Here is a 21,761-nt window from a genome sequence, read left to right on the forward strand (position 1 = left end):
GCACCCCAGTTCAACCACGGTGTTCAGCACCGCAGTTGTTCAACTATTATGCTGGCGCCAACAGTTGATTTTACGATTAAAATTCCTAAATCGCTAAACAATTAGGAGATTATTTATATTTTTGCAAAAAGAAGGCGGTTTATAAGCAAGTCGTGGATTGTAGTTCCACGGGGCTACTTATGAATCGCCTTTCTTCTTTTCCAATAATCTCAATATATTTATGCTATCAGAGATACTATATAACGATGTGCTACCATCCGCCTGCTCTTTCACAAGAATCCAAGACTTTTCGTTTTCCACTTTTGTCTCAAACAAATGAACAATAGCATTATATCCATGCTTATCATTTCCGCAACCAATATATTCCGCATCCTTTATCACAGAAGCTATATCCAAAAGCATTTCATTCTTTTTCTCGTAATATTTATGTGGCTGGTTCAACCACTCTTTTATACCACGACCGGTAATCTGTATATCTTTCCGAAAATCTTTATTCCGAATAACAGTTTGTTTTAATAAAGAAGCCTTTTCCTTGATCTCCTTAAATCTCACTTTATCGGACGCTACATTAATCGAATCCTTTGGCTTTCCATCACCCAGTAACCATTCAGCGAACTCCTCATGATCCATCATAATCGGCGTAGATATGCAAATACAAAACGGGTGCCATCCTGTAAACTTGAAATCCTTCGGGTATTGGCCAGCCTTGGCGTCACACACAGGACACGGACCGTGATTCGTTGGTGAACGTTCCACCTCTATACCGATCACGAAGTCCATATTCTGCCAACGTTCATAATCGGCAGTTCGAAAAGCCTCGTTTGTTTTCGTTGCTGCTAGTCGAAGGGCGTTTTTATAAGATGAACGATAAATACCCTGCCCCGGATGATAATCTTTCATCGGCTGGGATGGGACCAATTTGCCATTCGCGTCCCTTACACGGCGGAAACGACGGTTGGGTTCGTTTAGTAATTGCCGTATATCTTGGCTGATCAACGCAGCCGGACGGCCGGAAGACAAACCCGAAGAAAGATAATACTCCAGATTATCCATAGCTCCGTCCGTTATATCCCAGACACGGGAGGATATGGTTTTACCAAATTCATCCTTACGTTTCAACAGGGTATTCAGCGCATCTGCACTTCTGGAAAACATCTTATCCTTCAACGTACTGGATATGGCCATATCCTTGATATAACCTGTTACCAGTTCATCCGCTTTCCTATTGCCTAAATTCCATACATCGGTAACTGTATTGGATATATTGCTTACGAGCTGCGTATGCAGGTCATCCAACAGACGTTCGATTTGCTTCTCTATGGTAGCGTTGCCTATCCATACACGGTCACCGCCATGATCCGACCATTTAGCCAGAAGAGGTCCTACCCTACGGACAAACTCGTCAAACGAATACTTTATGCTACCTTGTTGCCGGAACAGACATTGCAGGAATTGTCGCTCATGAAATGATAGTTCTTTCATTCTCCATATCCCATTGTTAAGCCGATCATATTATTGCGTTGCGCTGCTGTATCTTCCTCTTCCTCCATCAGCTTCATTTCTTCGTCCAAGTCTTCTGTTAGCGGAGAATGAGCCGTAACCGTGCGCTGAGCGTTAATCGGTTTGCCTCCATTGGCAACAGAGAGTGTTTGCAAGGTTTCAGCCAAATCTTCCGGCAAAATGGAACCAAATTCCACATCGATCAGGTTGTTTACCAGCTGGGGACGATACTTGATGTTGGTAATATTGCATATTCCGGCCAACACGACCGACACACAACGTTGTACGACCGGACCGAATGTTTCCATGTTCTCACTCGCCTTGATAGTGGCATCCATCAGCATGAATTTACGAGCGACACCGGACAGGTTGCCAATGCCTTTCAAGTTATCAAAGGAAAGATCAGGCGTGGATGTACCGGAAAACAGCTCGCATTTGGTTTCTTCCAACTCTTTATCCACAGATGGTTGAGAGCCGTTCCAAGTAAGGTATTCCGCATCGCCATGATACAATTGTTGCGTTTCCGGATGTACTTTAGACGTAAAAGACAATTCTTTGCCGACAGTGTCTTTAGTCGGCAGGTCAGCCACATCGAATGTCTTCAACATCGGATCACCATAGTAATCATTTGTATCCACCATGCGAGAAATACGCATTTCACGAGCATCCATCAGAAACGCTACTTCATCCCATTCAGGTTGGAATACATCGGCATACACAACCGGAATTTTCCCAAATAGATTGGGAACCTCTTTTATCACCCAGCCACCCATTTCATCGATAGCCGTAATAATCTTATCCGCCATCCAAATCGTGCAGCTGTTCCGGATCATACCATTAGAGTTCACTTGGTAACGATGGATAAAGGCATCCATATCATCGTTATCGTCGAAATGGGGATAAAATTCAGAGAAAGTATTTTCATTACGGGGAACAGAAAGTGTTTTTACTTTTAACTCCGTAATCAATTTGCCGTCTAATCCTTTGGAGGTATACGGATAGAACACAAGAGCAGCCTTACTTTCAGAAAGCACCTTGCGAGCGAATGACTTCAAGACGGATTGCATCTTCAACCGGCGTTCCCATACACGCTTGAACTCTTGAAAGCCATCGTTTTGATCAGCTCCGGTAATCGTCATTTGCCCGCCGAACAGGAAAGCGACAGAGGTACGCACCTCCTTCTTCGGAAAGTTGGTTACGATACGGGCCACATCTACGATCTTATCAGGAAGGCGTACTGGTTCACCATTTTTATCCACCAAAGTATCCGAATAGACTTCTAAACGCTTAGGCTCACGCCAGCCAACAGAAGTTTTACGTCGCCGGCGCTCACCGTGGTATTCTCTGTAATATTCTCTTGGTTCCCGGTATTCAATCGTATCGACACATAACGTACTGACTACCTGCCCAAAATCTTCATTCGCAAGAATTTCGCTTATACTTGGCATAATTGTTTTATGCTAAAATATAAAAGCAAATAGTTTTTCGCTGTCAATACGACCAGTCTAGACAAGTTCACTTTGAAATGTAAAAACCAAGAACACATATCAAAACGCAAGTATGTGGCAGAAAAATATCGGGATTTTATCTAACATGTGTCACAAATATCAGAAAAACACTTTCATTTTGCCAATTATCGTCCTCTTGCTACCCGACGTACAGAGTTAGCCTTGCACAACCCAATAAACTCTACATTCTCGGCAAGGATCGTCATTCCGTCAGGTGCGTCGTCATGCTTATTGCCTCCCTCTTTCTTGTAACCGGTAAGCGCTTTCATAAAACGGTCGTAGTCCGAACCTTTCTTATACTCGCTTTCTTCCAAGAAATAACAATGCTTCTTGATCCAACCAGACTTCAACAAGATACGTGTATCCTTATTGGCTGTTGTCGGTTTCGCCTGAATGATACATTTTTCATTCTTTGCCTTTACAGCCTTACGGACATTGAGGGCGAACAAACGACCACCGTTGTTACTCTCGATACGCATATTGTCGCAACGAGTATCAAGGATCAAGGAAACCAACTTCGGTTCGGTGATCTCGACATTATCTTTCGTAAACAGCACATCGGTAATGAAATACTTCGTACCGAATACCTTGGCAATCGGAGCACAGAAATCATCGTCTCCCTCGTCAGCCACATCGGTAGCTCCGATAACACCGTCCGGTTGCTTGCCCTCAATATCAGCCAATTTAAATCGGTTAAGCTCCGATTTCGGGAACAACAACCCGATTGCCTCGATTGGATCTTGCATATACTCGGCACACCAAATGGAATCGTCCGTTTCCTCACGCAATTCGTGATAATACTCTGTCGTATGTACCTCCTCACAAAAAGAACGGTCGTTCTCATCCAAGGCGGCGATACGAATGATCTCGTCATACTTTCCCATCTCCTCCATACGGCCGAGCACGTCAGTGGCAGACCAGCGGGTACCGATGTCGATAGAGCTACAATTTCCTTCGATACGGGAATCATGCGTTCCCTGCTTCCACGACCAGACCTTTTCGTTATTGGTGTCAGATAGTGCATCCTCCAAACTCTTATACAAGTCGTCGGTCATAGCCAACATAGAAGCACCGAAGCCGATCACCGTACCGCCTACACCAGCCCCGAAGTAACTCACCTGCCGGGCAGCTTCCAAGCTCCAGCCATGCACGTTCTGTTTATCACCACGCAATTGTATATCTGGGAAGATTTCCTTAAACCGGGAAGAACGGACGATGTCGCGCGTGTCGTAAGACAGCTTGTTATACAGCGTATCGGAACAGCAGTTGCGCATGACCGACTCTTCCGGGAAGTGACCGAGCATCCAAGCGATGAACAACGAGGATATATAGGACTTACCGGCACGTGGCGGCATGGAAACGGCCAACCTGCGAATAACACCATCTTGATAAGAATCATACACACGAGTAAAAGCGTCCGCCACATGTTTCAAAAATAAGCGTCTGGAAAAGAATTTCGGGTCATAATATAAACAATATGACCAAAAATCATTTTTCGCTTTCCGGCGTCTCAGCACATCCGCCGCCTCTGCCATCAACAACAATATCTCTCTTCTGTTTTTCTCCATAGATAAAATCCTCTAATTGCTCATCGGTCATCCCCTCAAACTTACTTACGGGAGTAAGCCCACTAATGTTAGAATCCTGCCTGTTTTTCCAACGATCTGGATTACCATTTGTCAAGGTGAAAATAATAGCAGCGGTATCCGGCTGGATATGCTTCTTGACTATAGTTTTCTCTTTGATCTTAGGTTTCTGTTTCTCTTTTCCATTCTCATCAACCACAGGTTTACCACTATCGACATACGTGATCTTCGACTCTTCCACCTCATAACCTTGAATCTTCTTTAATAAAGACTTCTGGGCCTCGGCAACAAAGAATTGCATCCGTGCGTCTTCCGCTTTTTTTATAGAGTCGGAAAAGTCGGATTTTGTTTTCATCCAAGTATAGTAAGTATCCTTGTTTATACCGACCAAATCACAAATCTCGGCAATAGTATAGCTATCCTCCCGAATAAGAGAACAAATTCGATCCACCAATTTTTGACTATACTTTGCCATTAAATACTACTCTCCTTTTTCTTCCTTACTAAATTTAAACATAGAATCCGCCATATCAAGGCAATTCTCCAATTCATTCACGATAGCTTTCAACTCAATATATTTACGCTTATCCACCGATGAAGAAACACCTTCACTATTTATCTGTCTCTCCAACTCCGCAAGTTGCAAGCGTTTACGTTCTAATCTCTTCGCTAAAACCTCACGATAAATCATACATAATTTTATTTTCATGGCGAATATCCTTTTCTCTAGTTATTCGCCAAATTTATCAATCTTCCTTAAACAAATCATCATTCGAGAAATCAAGTTCGGGAAAATTTTCCTTAATCTTACTCAGATCCCCTTTATAGAATACAAGCACATTTTGATGCTGCTTACCAATCTTTCGGCTATTACTAAACTGCTTTCCGGCTCTCATAGCCAGACTACCTATGTTGTTAACCAGTATCATCTCATTGTAATAATGCAAGCCTGCCTCCTGGAACGCAGCGATCGTATCAGGAACAAAACTCCGATACACACCACTCTTATCGCGAACCTCTCCTACTACAAACACGGCGAATCGATTAGGCTTCAACAGCGAACAACTCTTCCTAATGATTTCTTTATACGCTTGCAGGAATTCAGGATAATCCATCGTCGATAGGTCTGCCGGATCGTCACTATACACTTCTAGGTCCGCATACGGAGGACAACTAAAAACCAAGTCTGCCTCATAACCTTCTGCCAGGGCATCTATCTCTACACTATCTCCACAAAGCCACAGAGGAGCAAATTTATGACCGCCTTTCCCGCCGAACTCCTCCCCTAATACTTCAACTGCGTTTTTACAGTTGGCTTCGACCTGTTCCGGCCTTAGATCAACACCAAAATAAGTCATATCCAACATAGATGCAACAATACCACGAACGGAGCCACCAGCAAATGGGTCCAGGATACAACCATTGGGAATATTAAACCACCGGTAGGCCAGCTCGCACAGTACCGGGTCAAAGATCGAGGTTCCATCCATAAACGGGATACCATGATCCCGGCAATACTTCTGCAATTCGTTCCACGACGGATCGGCACCTGTTTTTTCACGAATTACGTTACGGGCTTCGTATACTCGGGGTGGTTGCGCTGATCGGCTAAATGTAATCTCCTTCTCCCGGCCATCATCACTCTTTATACCAAGATCAAGCCAGGCACGTTTCCGGTCTTGCCAGTTTCCAAGTTTAGAGTCAAGTACTGAGAAAGGAGGAATAATGAAACGTTCTTTCAAGCTGCCGACACGCTCCTTGTCCGGCATCACATCGTCGATGGAGATATCATCAATATTCAGATCATCGATTTTAAATTCCCAAGCATCCAACTCGTCTGCACCGAAATCTTCAACGATCGCGTCAAAGTCAAATACAGACGTATCAGAGGTATAATTGTCAGCTAGGGCAAGCGCCTTACGCCGAGAATCCTCAGTTGAGAGATCTGTACGCTTGATAGCAATCAATTCCGTACCATCAGACTCCACAATTCGAACCGGTAAGCCTAATTCCAGCGCTTGCTCGTACACTCCGTTCCCTGCAATGATGCAATCATCCTTATCGAAAAGGATAGAACGCCCCGCTCCACAATCCTCCAAACTTTTACGAATCAATCTCTTGTTCTTATCTGTGTGGATGCGATAATTCCGAGGGTCATACTTCAATTCTGTCATAACTTTTATTCTAAAATATAACAGGGGTAATCAATTAACACAAATACAGTTGCAGTTCCCGGATAGCCTGTTCCACGCTCCGAACAATCACATACTTACTACCTGCCATTTCAACTTGGCGTTGGTATTCTTTTTGATCGGGAGATTGTTTTCCCGTCGATGTCTTGAACTCCAAACAAAGGGAAGCATACCCCTTTTTCGGTATCTGAAGGATCACATCAGCTACACCTCGTTTAACGCCTTGGCGCTTCATATTAGCCGCTTCTATTTTATGCCGGCTACCACCGTTCGGGACTGCAAAAAGGAGCCGATCCGGTAGGTTCGGGAAGAATAAAGGAACCTTATTGAAAAACTCCGACTGAATCCGAGCTTCTTCGTTGTCATGATGTTGCTTCTGTTTTGGAGGGTTCTTTTTATCAGAGTAGCAGTTATAACAAACTGGTCCTTCTTCTGTATTGATTACTGATACTGTTTTCTTGTTACAGATGATACAACAATGTTCCTTCATATCCTATTTTAACTAAGATATATAAGAAAAGAAAGATGTTCCTCAAAATAGAAGAACATCTTCCGAGAAATAAAATATCTATTAACTATTTAGTCCTTAGATATCTCCTTTCATCATTAAAGCTATTTTCTCAAGTTTGTAGGCAAATTGATTTATATCGCCGATTAGATGTCCGGACAATAAAAAGCTGTGGCAGGCACGTAACGCGAGGATAAACCAAATGCGCTCTATTGGCTCATACTCACCAAGGAAATCACGTTTGAAGCGAGGCTTGCGATATTTCAAAAGTTCTTTGTAGCAGGTATCTGACAAACCTTTCTTGTTTTTCTTGAATCCATTAGGATAATACTTCGTCAGGAATAGCATAACCTTGTGCCTAAAGCCGTCACGATAACAGGCCATATTATCCAACGAATTTTGCCGAGTCTTCAAGCAATAGTTGTAGGCAATAGACATGAAATCGAGCAAAGTGGTGCTTTGATAAGGTAAATAGGTTTGCACGTCTTTGGCAAAGCTCTGCATTTGGAAGAATTGCTTCACGCTAAGAGGATCCGGATTATAATTGGGAACTAGTATTCTTACATATTGTTCTCTCATGACCGGCCTCCTTTCTGTTCCTGAAGTTTCCGATTGAGCTTCTGATTCTCTGCAAAGAGCTGGTTCATGATGTGGCGTTGGTAAGAGAGCATACCTTCAGTTCTACCGAGAGCACGGCCGGCATCGAATGCGGCTTGCAGTTCTAGTGTGGAGTACTTACCCATTTCGGAGGGTTGAGCCGTTGGTTGTTGGGTACTATTATTCCCCGACAAATCAATGTTACGCTGTTTGGACATAATACAACATTGTTTGTTATAAGTGGATAGACAAAAACGGTTTCGCCTGTCCCATTGTCCTACACCAGCGCGGCAGTTACGGCCATTAAGCCGTATCATGGGGGTACGAAACCGTTATACTTTATAATACGTTCATGTATGGGCATAAAAAATGCCGACACAAAAATTATGTTCGGCGGTCACCCGCCACGCTGATAAATTAGGACATTGCAAAGATAGGAAAGTTTTTTGGAATTTTGTTTGTTGATGTAGAAAATGTAGATAACTTTGAGAAAAATAAAGATATAATTGTAAAGTATGAAGTTTTCAGAATTTTTTAATCCAAAAACAGGGGAATACTTTCAAGCATTTGAATCAGGTGATTTTGAGTATGAGAAACCTATAGAACATTACAAGAATGATTTTATTGTTTATAAGATGATTGATGGAGGAATACCCATCGATGAACTATCCGGGGAAAAAGAGCCTTCAATAAAAGGGTTAGAAACATTTAAGCAAGCCCTTATCGCATGGGATAATTTGTATAAAGCCATGACATCAAATCCCATATCTGCCTCTTGGGTAATTTTATTAACAAAACCTGATTTAAAAAAGAAAGACCAAATCAATTTACTGAAAGAAGAAATGTTATCTCCTGAAAGTTTACTGTCGTTGTATGCTGAAGCAGAGAAGGAAGGTTATACATTGAGCCAATATACTTCAGAATTACTCCCTAATGGAACTGATGAATACTCATTACCTATTGCCATTCATAAAAAAGACGATGGAGGCATTGAGATAATAGGAAAATCGGGGCTAACAGATGGACAGCTAAAAGAAATCGTGGAAAACAGGAAATGCTTGATTGCTAATTTTCTTGATAAAGGGGAAAAATGGCATTGCCTAATCACGACATATGATAGTCTTAAAGGTAAGGAAAAATGGAATAATAATCAACCTCATTTTCATTATATATCAAGCAATTTTGGTATTTCAAGAGAAGAAGTTGTATCACAAATTAAGTCGGGCAAATACAAATTAAACAATTTACCACATATACAATTAGAAGGTTATGGAAAACAACCCAAATAAATTTTTACAGTATCGTAAAAGTCGGTTTTCCAACCTCGATCTACTGCCCTTATATGCGGCAGTAGATCGAGGTTGGAAAACACAGCTGGGTTTCTTATATCAGCTATAGAAATCACCAAGGTGTATATTCTCTTGATCAACATCCTAATAATAGCAAAATAACACTCGAATTCCCTATCGAATTCTGAATTCAATCATCAAAATCAAGAATCAATTGTTTCCCGTTGGCCTTCCATTGCTCAAACGAATAATCGACAGTCATGTTCATTTGCTTTGTTGCCTTGGCCAGCTTGTTCTTCGCTTCATGAAATTCCTTTTTCAGAATTTGGATACGTGCCCAGTCTTCCGCTTGTCGTTTTTGCTTTTGGTTGACGAAGCTGGCGTAAGAGGAGAAATGATCATATAATACATCGTAGCACTGCATTTTGTACTTAATGACTGAGGGTCTTGCTTCTTCATCAACACGGTTTGTGTCAATTGAAAATAACCACCCAAAGACATATCGAAGTGGAATACAATACATCTCACGTTCTTTCCCATCTGCTGCAACCGAGGTCATAATGACCCCGGTTGAACTTAATATTTCATCACGATCAATTCTATTACGTTGAGCTTTGGCGTCTATGCCAAGAACATCACAAATAGGTTTGATAGGGACCAACTGTTTAGGATCATTACCGGCCATGATAGCGACATTGTTTACTTTCGCAATTTCTCTCGTGTTTAATGTTAAATTTGCCATAATTGTAACTTTTAATGATTTTTTATTCAAGGATTATATTCATTCCGCATTTTGTATTTCCTCCACAAACGCTTTCGCCAATTTCAAATACGCTGGGCAAGGAACAGACTTCCTCTCCCATTCCGCCCATTTTTCCTCCCGTATTTTGCGTTGTATTTCACGGTCGTAGATCTCCCGCTGATGCCGACGATATGCCTTGAATTCGATCAAGGCTGCCATAATCACCATCGGATCGACCACACCATAGAACGTACCATATTCCCCTGACTTGAGCTTGAAGAAAAACAACAGCAGTTCAGAAGCTTTAAAATAATAATATTCAACCCGTATCATCACAGCTAGTTCCAAGACTTGCTGAAACGAAGGCTTCTCCTTAACCCCTGCGAATTTGTATAAGTCCATCAAATGGGCAATAATCCAAGTGTTTACCTGCTCATTTGGATAAGTTTGCGACAGCAATGCCAATGATGGAGCATCGCCCAAAAAGGACCGTTCTATGTTTTGGGCACATATCGTCTGTAAAGATGGGTTGAATGTCTTCGCAAAGCTTTCCCCATCCCCATATCTACGAATCACCGAATACGTCTTTTCTGAAGGCACTACGGGCATATTCCATGATTTCTCTATCGGTTTGTTGTTCACGGGCTTTCGCTCCGTCTGTATGTTTAGTATTTCCATGTTCTTGTTTCCTTGCCATTATCTGTGAGACAATTTCATTAAACTTCGAATTAATATTCGTCACACTGAAGTTTTCCAATATCCAACCGTCAGTGATTGAATCCAATAAGTACTTCAAAGCATTCAACACGCCTTGGTCGTCAATAGGTAAATTCTTCTTCTCCCGTTGAAATTTCAACTTCTTGAGCAAAGAAGACATATTTCCCGCATCTTTCGCACTCCAGTAATAGTTGGATGAGAAAAGAGCCTGATAGCGTTCCTCGAAAAGTTTCCTTGCTTCTGAGTTCAACGGATTAGGACGCTTTTTCGGTTTGGATGGTGGATTGTCCGATTGTGCACCCAGTTCCGCCTCCCGTTTCTTCAACTCTTCTTCCAAAACACGTAAAGCCTCCTCCTTTTCCAAAAGCTCTTTTTCTTTTGCTTTGTCAACCCCCTTGGGGGGTGTGGGGGGTATATTAATATTCTTAGTCTTTATCTTAGTCTTATTAATATATGGTTGCGGTTTAGGTTCACGGTTAGGTATAAGATTAGGTTCATGTTTAGGTTGTAGTTTAGGTATCAAATTTTGACACCTAACGATATACCTCGTTTTATCCCGCTGTCCATTTCCTCCCGATTTAAATTCTATCAGACCTGCTTGAACTAATCTATTACGGGCTGTTTTCATCGAATTGACTGACACTCCCACGTCAGACGACACCTTTGCATCGCTACGCGTCCAGCTATCCACCCAGCCTAAACGATTCGCTGTTTTCAACAAATAAAAATAAAGCCTCGTTTCACAGCAGGTAAATTGCCAGTCTTCATCCAATTCCCAAAAATTATTTATAAGTTCAATGTAAGTCATCCTTGTAAATTTACGCTATCAATTTCTGACGAATCAGGTTCATATTCTTCTTCACCAGTTTTACTATCTGGTCGTGATACTCACTTACGCCATTGCAAACGGCCCGGGACTGGACGATATTCAGCGTCTTCAAGTTCACCTCTATCGTCTCGATACGCTTGCCACCGGTGTCCTTTGCGGACAGTATCAAGCGATCCGGCCGTCTGTAGTATCCGTTCTGATATACGCAATGGTGCATCGCCTTTCCTTCTTGATAAAACTGGGTAATACTCTCCAACGGGCAAATGACTATGTTGCCATCCGTGATTTTCATTCCGAAAAACTTTTCCATCCGCTCGTAGAAGCCGGCTATATCCTTCATGAGCTTTTCACGCCTACGGATAGCTGCTATACGATCCCTTTCCTGTCTCAACTTAGCTTCTATTGCCGTTTTCTTTTTCAAAAGCCCATCATGTGCAACTTTCAGGTTCTTGGGACAGACATAATGCGCGTTACGCAAGTCCTTGCCGAAATAAGATAGTAAATACATATAATCTTCCCACATGGACGCATCCTTGATAACATAATGGTTACGGTTGCAGATATTGAATGATGGCTTATAGCGAAGTTGACAGAAGCCGTTTTTATACATGTGCTTCAGCATGGATATTTGCCCGGTCTTGAGACACAGTTCCGCATCGTTTCCGCCTTTCAACAAGTCACGTATCAACTTAGACGGGGTTACATCCGGGAACAGTCGATTCAGCCCCCGTTTTTTCAATTCCGGAAGTAATTCTTTCCTTGGATAAAGCTCTCCAAATATCGCATATAAATCACCGTAATAATTATATGGGTTACTTCCATATTCACCCTTGATACTAAGAGGGGAACTATACGCAAATCCGTTACGTCCCATATTTATTGGACGGGCTATGATCGTACGTTTTCCGTCTTCACGAATCCATTCTTGAACAACTTCAGTAAAATCATAATACACCGGGGAAGTTCCCCTACGGGCGTTTTTCCAACATAGTATATGCCGGATCACCTGAAACCCGCCTCTCACTTGCAGGATGGACATATACGCCTCCTCATGGTTCTTCTGCTTTCTGCTGACCTTTACATCTAATTGATGGTGGCAATAAGGGCATTCGGTCTTGTCACCCAATTTACTATTACCCGTATTAACCCATATCTCGCCACATTCAGAGCACCACAACTCATTCTTACATTTGTAAGCTACATGGTCGAACACGTGTTCCTTGGCCCATTCCTCCTGCGCCTTTGTGATGGCGGGAAGCTTTTCGCTCAATCCCGCCACCAACTTTTCCAATCTCGTTCTCGGCTTCATATCAAAACAGGCTCATTTGTTGGACACTCTCATCAACCTTCTTCTTGGCCGGCCTTTTTTTAAGCGATCGGTATTGCTCTTCGGTCAACCTTTTGATGGCCGCCTGACGGGCAGCGTTCTTTTCTTCCTCCGTAAGTTCTACTTTATGGGAAGAAGAAACGGAGCTACCGACAGGAACTTTTCCGACCTCGATATTCTCCTCATCATAATAATGTACGGCCATACCAAAAACCTCCGTATCACTCATCACGACAGAGGTTCCACGCTTACGGGCCTCTCCCAAGATATAACGACAACACTCGTCTATACTCTTTTTAGGATTGGCAAGTCTCGGGGCAAACAGAAGATCTTCCGCCGCCCTCTCCTGCAAATATTTCTGGATTGTATCTTTGAACTCTTTCATAACTTACGGGATTGTCATGGGCATTAATAAATAGGTAAGTTCCTCGTTCCCGGATTGGTTCTCCGGAGTTATCAAGATAGCGCGGCTAGGCTCGCTAAAGGAAAGCCTCGTACGCCCGTCATCGATACATGAGAGTATCTCAAGAAGCAACGATCCCTTAATCCCGATCGAGAACTCATTCCCGTTAAAATCGACCTCCAACGTTTCCTCCGCGGAAGTCGAGAAATCTATATCTTGGGCGAATACGGTCAACTTATCACGAATGATCCTCAAGACGATAAGGCATGAGGCCTTATTGGAGAACACCGATGTCCTTTTAATAGCCCCGATCAGTTGTCCGGTGTCAACAAGTAGTTCCAGCTTATTCGCCTTGGGTACCACAGCTTTCCAATTAGGATATCTCCCCTCCACATTCCGGAACGATATCTCATAGTCATTGAATATGACATCGGACCAATCCGCACCGACCCTCATTTCCATGTTATCGGAGGAAGCCGGAAGTATCGCCTTCAATACCGAGGCTATAGGACGGCTGATTATAACTGAGATCTTGCCAACCTGTCTATCATTGCCCTTTCTCAAGAATCCCATACCATGCCCGTCCGCACCGACAAAGCATACGGTCTCCGGTTCCGTCTCAATAAAGACAGAGCTTAGGACCGGACGGATATCATCATTCCCGGCCAAATTTATGACCTTGGATATCCCATTGAATAAATCCTCCGCGCTCAATGACACAGAGTCCAAGACCTCGATCGATCTTTTTCCCGGATAGGTAGATGGGGCATAACCCACCACCTCGAACTTTCCACCATGGTACTTGATCCTTATCTCACGGGTATCCTTGTTGATGATTATATCAATTGGTTGCTCGGGCAGGTTCCTCAGTCCTTCTAATAAGGAAGTCGGGACACAAATAGATATCTCCTCGTCGAAGATGCACTCAAGGCTGGTGGTTATCCGGCCCTCGCTATTCGATCCGGTGATGAATAACCGGCCTTCCCTCGTCTCAAACAAGAAATGACAAAGGATCGGCGTGGATGATTTGGCGGGTATGATCTTCGCCAAAAGCTGCAATCTTGATAGCAGCGCTGTTTTAGAAATAGAAATCGTCATAGTGCCTGTTTTTTTAAAGGCACCCGGTAAGTCATTGTTTTATGGAAGTTTACAGAAAGAAGAGACCAAACACACATAAACACAAAAAGTTGGATCTCAAACTTTCGTCTAAAATCCAACTCGCTATTTCAACGGCAAAGATAGAGTCATTTTTTTAATCCGCAAATTATTTCCATCTTTTTTTCGTTTTTTTCTTCAAATACATAATCAAGAATCTTGGCATTCAAGCGGTCGATAACGCTAAAATCGGTCTTAACATACCCAGATGTCACCCTATGGGAAGAAGCATGGTTAAGGCAAAAGCCTACTAAATCCAAACTTGCATCGAAATCGTTTTGAGCGAATGTAGCCCAACTATGCCGAAACGAATAGACAGAAATATGAGGAAGGTCGTTTTTTCTTGTTATATCACTTATTCCCTCATTTATACATTTATTGAAATTCTTACTTGATCCATAAGTCTCACAGAAGTTAAACAGCCTTTTTTCTCCAGCATATTTCTCAAGCAAATGAGATAGCCTATCTGGTACGGCTATCTCTATATACGCCTTGTCATCCCTCCTATTAGTAGTCTTACGTCTGCAGTAACACATCTTTCCGTCTCTAAGGTTCTCTTTTTCCATATAATACAGGTCAGCGGTGTTAATTCCGGCAAGACAAAAAACGATCTCGCACACATCCCTAGCACGATCAGCTCTTGATCCATACTCCGCGGATACCGCAAAAAAATCTCGAACGGTTCTAATGTCCAATGCCCTTTTCTCTGGAACTGTAGGTCTAGGTACCCTCACTCCCCTAAACGGGTTATTCCGTATAAGCATCTCGCCGGTATCATAATTATTATACCGCTCGCATCCAGCCATAAACATTGTCTTGATCCGCTTCGGATAGCCATGTTTCTTGTACAAGCTATCTTTCATCGAATCTATCCACTCCTTGAATATAGACGATGTAAGATCAGAGAAGAGAATGTCGTCTTTCCCCATATATTCCTCCAAGCGCCTTAACGCAAGCTTATAATTTATCGACGTGGATTCTCTTCCCTCGTTATCCATCTTAGAGGTAAACCCCTCACAAAATTCAGAAAAAGAAGGTGCGCTAGAATCCCTCCTCAAGAAGTCCAGTATCTTTCTGATATCCCAACATTGTATATCTTCACGATTAAGCCGGGACATATACCCGTCAATAAGAATAGAAATATCCTTGATGATGTAATTATCTATTACCTCACCCTTCCGAACAGACTTAGCCTTGCAGACTTTATCTGTTTTTATATATCCTACCTGTCCGTGATGGGTTACACGAATATAAACAGGATACGTATTGTCTTTTCTCTTAGCTCGTACGCAAATTTTGAAATATGCCATAATTTTTACTGTAAACTATTTGTAAATCATTTATGCTATTCATGCAAAAAAAGCTTGTATGAATAGGGATGTAAGGAGGCTAAAATGAACAAATCCCCTACAGTATCATTACAACAAAGAGCTAATAATCAAGCGGAAAGACTGGGATTCGAACCCAGGGAGCGGTTACCCGCTCACCGCATTTCGAGTGCGGCCCGTTCGACCACTCCGGCATCTTTCCTTGTGGTTGACGTGTACAAAAGTACATAAAATATAGTATCGTTATTCTCTTGAAAGGCTAAAATTACTTTATCAAATACAAAAAAGGGCATTCTTCACAGAACGCCCCTCTTTAAAACATATAACTAATACCTCTAAATTACTTGAAATAACGATTATATAAACCTTCAAATCCTTTGCCATGACGTGCCTCGTCTTTGCACATCTCATGTACGGTATCATGGATTGCGTCCAAATTCTGTTGTTTAGCCAATGTAGCGATACGTTTCTTGTCCTCGCATGCGCCAGCCTCAGCTTCCATACGCTTTTTCAAGTTAGTCTTCGTATCCCAAACTACGTCGCCAAGAAGCTCTGCGAACTTAGCAGCGTGCTCAGCCTCTTCCCAAGCGTAACGCTTGAATGCCTCAGCTACCTCAGGATAACCCTCACGGTCTGCTTGACGGCTCATGGCCAAATACATACCAACTTCGGTACATTCTCCCATAAAGTGAGCGTTCAGACCTTCCAAAATCACTGGGTCTACACCTTTAGCAACACCTAGTACATGTTCGTCAACGAACTGCAACGCACCTTCTGTCTCTACTAATTCCTTAAATTTGCTTTTCGGTTGTTTACATTGAGGGCAGAACTCAGGAGCCTCATCACCTTCGTGTACATAACCACATACTGTGCAAATCCATTTCTTTTTCATATATCGCAAAATTTTTATTGGTTGTATGGCACAAAATTAACTAAACTATCCGATACTACCATAATTCATCGATAGATTAATTCTATGTGTTAATCGATAAAAACTATGGAACTTATTTTTGACAGCGATTGTTTACTAAGTAAATATTTATTTATATGGATACATCAAAGATTATTAGTTTATTAGGAGACAAAAGTGATTATTATTTAAATCACGTATGTAAGACTATTGATAAATCGCTGCTTCATCTTCCATCACCCACTTGCGTGGACGATGTGTGGGGCAATTCAGATAGAAACATACAGACTCTCAATAGTCTGCAAACCTTGTTGGGGCACGGAAGATTAGCTAACACCGGATATGTTTCTATCCTCCCGGTAGATCAAGATATCGAGCATACCGCAGGGTCTTCCTTCGCTCCAAACCCCATTTATTTCGATCCGGAGAATATCGTAAAATTAGCGATCGAGGGTGGTTGCAACGCAGTCGCTTCTACGTTCGGCATACTAGGGTCAGTCGCACGAAAATATGCTCATAAGATTCCATTCTTGGTAAAACTAAATCATAATGAGCTTCTTACTTATCCGAATTCTTACAATCAAATCGTATTCGGTACGGTGAAGGAAGCATGGAATATGGGCGCCGTAGCTGTAGGGGCCACGATCTATTTCGGATCAGAGCAAAGCCGACGTCAGCTAGTCGAGATTGCCGACGCATTCGAGTATGCCCATGAACTAGGTATGGCGACCGTATTATGGTGCTATTTACGAAACAGCTCTTTTAAAAAGGATGGCATCGACTATTCCGCGGCAGCCGATTTGACCGGACAGGCTAATCACCTTGGTGTCACGATCAAGGCCGATATCATCAAGCAGAAGCTACCGGAGAACAACGGAGGTTTCACCGCTATCAATTTCGGGAAGATCGATCAAAAGATGTACACAGAGTTAACGACAGAACATCCGATCGACCTCTGCCGTTACCAAGTAGCCAATAATTATATGGGACGTGTCGGGCTTATCAACTCCGGCGGGGAATCTCATGGCGCCTCAGATCTTAAAGACGCTGTCGTCACTGCTGTCATAAACAAACGTGCGGGTGGCATGGGGCTGATTAGCGGAAGAAAGGCGTTCCAACGTTCGATGAAAGACGGCGTGGAGTTACTTCATTCAATTCAAGATATTTATTTGGATAAGGATATTACTATCGCTTAGTTTGTTATTGCGTTGAGAAAAGAAGGCCGTCCATCAAAGCTATATACTTTGGGGACGGCCTTCAAATTTTATTTCTTCAACCACATATCCAACCACTCAAAGAATGTGCGTTGCCATAGAACGCCATTCTGGGGCTTCAATACCCAATGGTTCTCATCCGGATAAATCAGCAACTCGGCCGGTACACCCCGAAGAACCGCGGCGTTAAACGCTGCCATTCCTTGATTAGCCAAGATCCGGTAATCCTTCTCTCCATGGATACAAAGGATAGGCGTATCCCATTTGTCCACGAACTTATGCGGGGAGTTCGCGAATGTACGCTGAGCCGTAGCGTTTTGCTTTTCCCAGTACGCTCCACCCATATCCCAATTGGCGAACCACATCTCTTCCGTTTCCAGATACTGCATTTCCATATTAAAGATACCATCGTGGGCGATAAACGCCTTGAAACGTTTATCATGATGACCTGCCAACCAATATACGGAGAATCCACCGAAGCTGGCGCCTACACACCCCAAGCGATCCTTATTTACATACGGTTCCTTGGCTACCTCGTCAATAGCGGTGAAATAGTCTTTCATGCATTGTCCGCCATAATCGCCACTGACAGCCTCATTCCATTCCAAGCCAAATCCGGGAAGCCCCCGACGGTTCGGTGCCACGATAATATAATCATTAGCCGCCATGATCTGGAAATTCCAGCGGTAAGACCAGAACTGGCTAACAGGGCTTTGCGGGCCACCCTCACAGAACAACAAGGTAGGATACTTCTTATTCGGATCGAACTGAGGCGGATAGATAACCCACGTTAGCATCTGCTTGCCATCTGTCGTCTTCATCCAACGCTCCTCCACCTTACCCATCGTAAGCTGGTCGTAAATATGCTTGTTCTCGAACGTAAGTTGAGTTACCGTATGATCCCCTGTCAAATCGATCGAATAGATCTCGTCTCCCATGCTCATGGAATGACGTTGAGCGATCAGCTTATCGCCCAGAAGAGCGACAGAGGCGTAATCGTACATACCTTCGGTCAGCGGGGTAATCTTATTGCCATTCGCCAAGTCTATCTGATAAACCTGCGACTCGCCATGCCAAACGCCCGTGAAATAGATACGCTCGCAATCAGCGCTCCAGCAATAAGAGTCCACGTTGGAGTCAAAATCCTTGCTTACGAATGTTTTCTCACCCGTCTCCAGATTCATTACCATCAAGCGATTTTGATCCGCCTCGTAACCATCCCGTTCCATACTTAGCCAAGCGATGCTCTTTCCGTCCGGAGAATAGGTGGGATTCGTATCATATCCCTTGTTCTCTTCCGTTATATTGGTCGTTTGCTTCGTATTCAGATCATATACATAAATATCCGAATTCGTGGAGATCGCATATTCTTTACCCGTCTTTTTGCGGCTGGTATAGGCAATCTTGTCCGAGGTAGTGTTCCAAGCCAATTGCTCGATACCGCCAAACGGCTTCATCGGGCTCTCAAACAACTCGCCCTCCATCACATCCACAGGATTGCTGATCGATTCGCCATCGAAATCGGCGACAAAAGGATGCGGAACGGTAGTCACCCACTCATCCCAATGCTTGTACATTAAATCCGTAATGATAACACCTGTCGCCTTATCCAAATCCGGATATTTATCAGCGGTACTGTTCACGGTTTTCACTTGCGAGATAAACAAGACCTTTTTCTCATCGGGAGAGAAAGCGAAACCCTCGATATCCTTGTCATAATCGGAAAGTCGCTTACGGTCCGTCCCATCCGGATTCATTTCCCAAAGCTGGCTGCTACCACTCTCGTTACATAAGAAAGCGATCTTGGTTCCTCCTTTGATCCATACGGCCTCGTTCTCAGCGAATCCGGTTTTCGTGATTTGCTTATTATCCGATCCGTCAGCGTTCATCACGAAGACCTCACGGTTGCTCTTGTTTTCCGGTACGCTATAATACGCCACCGTATACACCACTTTTTTCCCGTCCGGAGATACGTTCATACCGCCGATACGTCCCATGGCCCACAAAGCTTCCGGGGTCATGCGACCGTCTTTGATCCGGATGTCCGACTTCCCGATAAGGTTCTTATCACCGGTCTCCTTCACGTTCACATCCGTAGCCGGATTGCAAGCACCTAACAGTAGAGATGTTGCCATAATCATTGTTCCGATAGATTTATTCATGCCGTTATAATATATTACAATTTGAGTGCGAAAGTACTAAATATAATTTATATCTTCGCGTTACTAATTATAAGAACTGAACAGTATGAATAAGATTTGGTTATTTGGAGCCGCTGTATGTATGGTATTAGCACTCGGCTCATGTAAACCTAAACAGAGCGCGTACAAGGCTGCTTACGAACAGGCCAAAGAAAAAGAGTCGACGGCTCCTGTTGAGGTTGTAGAACAAGAGGAAGAAGTTGTTGAGGTCGCTCCTGTCTCAAAACCCAGAACCTCTACGGCTACCACTCGTACGGAAAAAATCAACGCCGCTCAAGGCGAGGACGCTAGCCGTCTGAAACGTTATAGCGTTGTTGTCGGTAGTTTCAAGAATAAGACAAACGCTTACGCATTAAAAGAACGTATGCAGAATGATGGCTATAACGCAGTGTTGGGCGAGAACGAGCAAGGTATGTTGCGTGTGATCGTCGCTAGTTTCGACAATAAAGCGGACGCCGCCGATAGCCGTGATGCCATCAAGGCGAAATACGCTCCTAACTTCCAAGACGCTTGGTTATTGGAGAGAGCTTATTAATTGTAAGCTATCAGAAAAGATAAAAGCGGAAGGTCTCGTTAGCCTGTAAGAAGAATCTTGCAGGTTATCGAGACCATTCTATTTGAAGGAAACATAAGGACATAAAAATAGCCCGACTTCAACAGCCGAGCCACTTTTCACCAATCTAATCTAACTTAACCTAAAACAAAAACCATCTTTTTCTTTTTGCCTTTCTCTTCTTATATCCTAACAACCTTTTTACCTTAAAAACGTAATACCTATTCGAAATTGTATAAACTCAAAACATCTAAACACATATGATATAAACGAATTACTCTTCATAAACAGGCCACGCACCTTCTTTCGTACAAACGAAAGCCGCTGTCTTTACAGCGAAATGATGGGCCTCGCTTAAGGACTTCCCCTTTAAGAGCGAGATGATTAGAGCCCCCGAAAAAGCATCCCCCGCCCCGACCGTATCCGCCACCGTGACCTCCGGCGTGGGCAACGTAGAGATCTCCTCTCTCGTATAAATCGTACTATGGGAGCTCCCCGCAGTCAAGACAAACATCCGAAGGCCGTATTTCTCAATAAACCATAAAGCCACTTCCCTCTCAGTTCCATTCAAGCCGAATAAGTCCCGAAGAACGTTAAACTCCTCATCATTCACCTTCAACACATTCGCTAAGTACAAAGACTCCTCGATCAACTCCTTATCATAGTATCGCTGGCGAAGATTGATATCCAGCAAACGATAAGCGTCTTTCGGCGCAAACGACGAGATCGCTTGTATCGTCTCCCGGGACTGACGGGAACGCTGGGCTAATGTACCGAAACAAATAGCGTCCGCTTTCTCCGCCAAATCAATCGCATCGGATGTAGGCGATATATGATCCCAAGCCACTCGCTCATGAATCGTATAAGTAGGGATACCTTCTCGTAACTCTACCTGAACGGTTCCCGTCGGGTAAGGCACTTTCTCGATCAAATGCTGAATATGATTCTTATCCAACTCATCAACGATCTCTTTACCCAACTCATCATCTCCGACAGCGCTGATAGCATATCCCTCAGCACCTAGGCAAGACGCATGATAGACAAAATTAATCGGGGCACCCCCAGCCTTTTTCCCGGAAGGAAGCATATCCCATAATAATTCTCCAATCCCAACGACAATTGGTTTACGTCTTGATTCAGTCACCTGTTCCATGGTCTTTCTATTAAAAACAACTTTCGTACTTATCGACACCGCAAAAGTA

21 protein-coding genes and 1 tRNA gene are annotated in these 21,761 nt (G+C 43.2%); 3 read left to right on the forward strand and 19 right to left on the reverse strand.

Annotated elements, in window-relative coordinates; translation table 11 throughout:
- Positions 1-177 precede the first annotated feature (177 nt).
- The 8 genes from DWY79_RS07655 to DWY79_RS07690 form a co-directional block, all read right to left on the reverse strand.
- On the reverse strand, positions 178-1,482 hold the full coding sequence (locus DWY79_RS07655) for a hypothetical protein (RefSeq protein ID WP_057316572.1): 1,305 nt from the start codon (positions 1,480-1,482) through the stop codon (positions 178-180).
- Complete coding sequence (locus DWY79_RS07660; protein WP_122369136.1) at positions 1,479-2,948, reverse strand: phage portal protein; 1,470 nt, start codon at positions 2,946-2,948, stop codon at positions 1,479-1,481. The genes DWY79_RS07655 and DWY79_RS07660 overlap by 4 nt, the downstream gene beginning before the upstream one ends.
- Positions 2,949-3,133: 185 nt before the next feature.
- Positions 3,134-4,576, reverse strand: coding sequence for a phage terminase large subunit (terL, locus tag DWY79_RS07665; protein WP_172718852.1), 1,443 nt, complete (start codon positions 4,574-4,576; stop codon positions 3,134-3,136).
- Positions 4,497-5,069, reverse strand: a complete 573-nt coding sequence (locus DWY79_RS07670; RefSeq protein WP_057316578.1) for a phBC6A51 family helix-turn-helix protein — start codon at positions 5,067-5,069, stop codon at positions 4,497-4,499. The genes terL and DWY79_RS07670 overlap by 80 nt, the downstream gene beginning before the upstream one ends.
- A 6-nt stretch (positions 5,070-5,075) precedes the next feature.
- Positions 5,076-5,303: a hypothetical protein gene (locus DWY79_RS07675; protein ID WP_128616836.1), complete on the reverse strand. Its 228-nt coding sequence runs from the start codon at positions 5,301-5,303 to the stop codon at positions 5,076-5,078.
- Positions 5,304-5,340: 37 nt separating this feature from the next.
- Entirely contained in the window at positions 5,341-6,768 is a 1,428-nt protein-coding gene (locus tag DWY79_RS22980) for an SAM-dependent methyltransferase (RefSeq protein ID WP_122369138.1), read from the reverse strand.
- A 34-nt stretch (positions 6,769-6,802) separates the two neighbouring features.
- Entirely contained in the window at positions 6,803-7,276 is a 474-nt protein-coding gene (locus DWY79_RS07685; RefSeq protein ID WP_122369139.1) for a VRR-NUC domain-containing protein, read from the reverse strand.
- Positions 7,277-7,372: 96 nt separating this feature from the next.
- Positions 7,373-7,873: a hypothetical protein gene (locus tag DWY79_RS07690; RefSeq protein WP_122369140.1), complete on the reverse strand. Its 501-nt coding sequence runs from the start codon at positions 7,871-7,873 to the stop codon at positions 7,373-7,375.
- Between the two features lie 533 nt (positions 7,874-8,406).
- Between DWY79_RS07690 and DWY79_RS07700 the strand changes: the two genes are divergently transcribed.
- Positions 8,407-9,180, forward strand: a complete 774-nt coding sequence (locus DWY79_RS07700) for a hypothetical protein (RefSeq protein ID WP_122369141.1) — start codon at positions 8,407-8,409, stop codon at positions 9,178-9,180.
- A 190-nt stretch (positions 9,181-9,370) separates the two neighbouring features.
- On the opposite strand, the gene DWY79_RS07705 is transcribed toward DWY79_RS07700, so the two are convergent.
- The 9 genes from DWY79_RS07705 to DWY79_RS07745 all read right to left on the reverse strand — a co-directional run bounded on the left by DWY79_RS07705 (position 9,371) and on the right by DWY79_RS07745 (position 16,573).
- Positions 9,371-9,922 (reverse strand): phage antirepressor N-terminal domain-containing protein, encoded by a 552-nt coding sequence (locus DWY79_RS07705; RefSeq protein WP_122369142.1) that lies wholly within the window; start codon positions 9,920-9,922, stop codon positions 9,371-9,373.
- 39 nt (positions 9,923-9,961) lie between these two features.
- Positions 9,962-10,498, reverse strand: coding sequence for a DUF6633 family protein (locus DWY79_RS07710; protein ID WP_233563946.1), 537 nt, complete (start codon positions 10,496-10,498; stop codon positions 9,962-9,964).
- Positions 10,488-11,447 carry a hypothetical protein gene (locus DWY79_RS22985; protein ID WP_229040511.1) on the reverse strand — a complete coding sequence of 320 codons (960 nt, stop codon included), beginning with the start codon at positions 11,445-11,447 and terminating at the stop codon, positions 10,488-10,490. Before DWY79_RS22985 ends, DWY79_RS07710 begins: the two co-directional genes overlap by 11 nt.
- Before the next feature lie 10 nt (positions 11,448-11,457).
- Positions 11,458-12,777, reverse strand: a complete 1,320-nt coding sequence (locus DWY79_RS07720) for a PcfJ domain-containing protein (protein WP_122369144.1) — start codon at positions 12,775-12,777, stop codon at positions 11,458-11,460.
- A 1-nt stretch (position 12,778) separates the two neighbouring features.
- A complete protein-coding gene (locus DWY79_RS07725; RefSeq protein WP_008780338.1) occupies positions 12,779-13,180 on the reverse strand; it encodes a PcfK-like family protein in 402 nt (133 codons plus the stop codon).
- A gap of 3 nt (positions 13,181-13,183) precedes the next feature.
- A complete protein-coding gene (gene dnaN, locus DWY79_RS07730; protein ID WP_057316599.1) occupies positions 13,184-14,296 on the reverse strand; it encodes a DNA polymerase III subunit beta in 1,113 nt (370 codons plus the stop codon).
- A 146-nt stretch (positions 14,297-14,442) separates the two neighbouring features.
- Complete coding sequence (gene xerC / locus DWY79_RS07735) at positions 14,443-15,663, reverse strand: tyrosine recombinase XerC (protein WP_008780336.1); 1,221 nt, start codon at positions 15,661-15,663, stop codon at positions 14,443-14,445.
- 133 nt (positions 15,664-15,796) lie between these two features.
- Positions 15,797-15,883: transfer RNA gene (locus DWY79_RS07740), tRNA-Ser, on the reverse strand.
- A 138-nt stretch (positions 15,884-16,021) separates the two neighbouring features.
- A complete protein-coding gene (locus DWY79_RS07745) occupies positions 16,022-16,573 on the reverse strand; it encodes an NADH peroxidase (RefSeq protein WP_005856013.1) in 552 nt (183 codons plus the stop codon).
- A gap of 155 nt (positions 16,574-16,728) precedes the next feature.
- Between DWY79_RS07745 and DWY79_RS07750 the strand changes: the two genes are divergently transcribed.
- Entirely contained in the window at positions 16,729-17,787 is a 1,059-nt protein-coding gene (locus tag DWY79_RS07750) for a class I fructose-bisphosphate aldolase (RefSeq protein WP_122369145.1), read from the forward strand.
- Between the two features lie 68 nt (positions 17,788-17,855).
- On the opposite strand, the gene DWY79_RS07755 is transcribed toward DWY79_RS07750, so the two are convergent.
- Positions 17,856-19,967, reverse strand: a complete 2,112-nt coding sequence (locus DWY79_RS07755) for a S9 family peptidase (RefSeq protein ID WP_199705202.1) — start codon at positions 19,965-19,967, stop codon at positions 17,856-17,858.
- 85 nt (positions 19,968-20,052) lie between these two features.
- On the opposite strand from DWY79_RS07755, the gene DWY79_RS07760 reads away from it, so the two are divergent.
- Positions 20,053-20,541: an SPOR domain-containing protein gene (locus tag DWY79_RS07760; RefSeq protein ID WP_005856008.1), complete on the forward strand. Its 489-nt coding sequence runs from the start codon at positions 20,053-20,055 to the stop codon at positions 20,539-20,541.
- Positions 20,542-20,833: 292 nt separating this feature from the next.
- Here the strand turns inward: DWY79_RS07760 and DWY79_RS07765 are convergent, their stop codons facing one another.
- Positions 20,834-21,712 carry a carbohydrate kinase gene (locus tag DWY79_RS07765; protein ID WP_005856006.1) on the reverse strand — a complete coding sequence of 293 codons (879 nt, stop codon included), beginning with the start codon at positions 21,710-21,712 and terminating at the stop codon, positions 20,834-20,836.
- Positions 21,713-21,761 lie beyond the last annotated feature (49 nt).

The sequence above is a fragment of the Parabacteroides sp. AF27-14 genome, assembly GCF_003635425.1.
Lineage (GTDB): Bacteria > Bacteroidota > Bacteroidia > Bacteroidales > Tannerellaceae > Parabacteroides > Parabacteroides distasonis.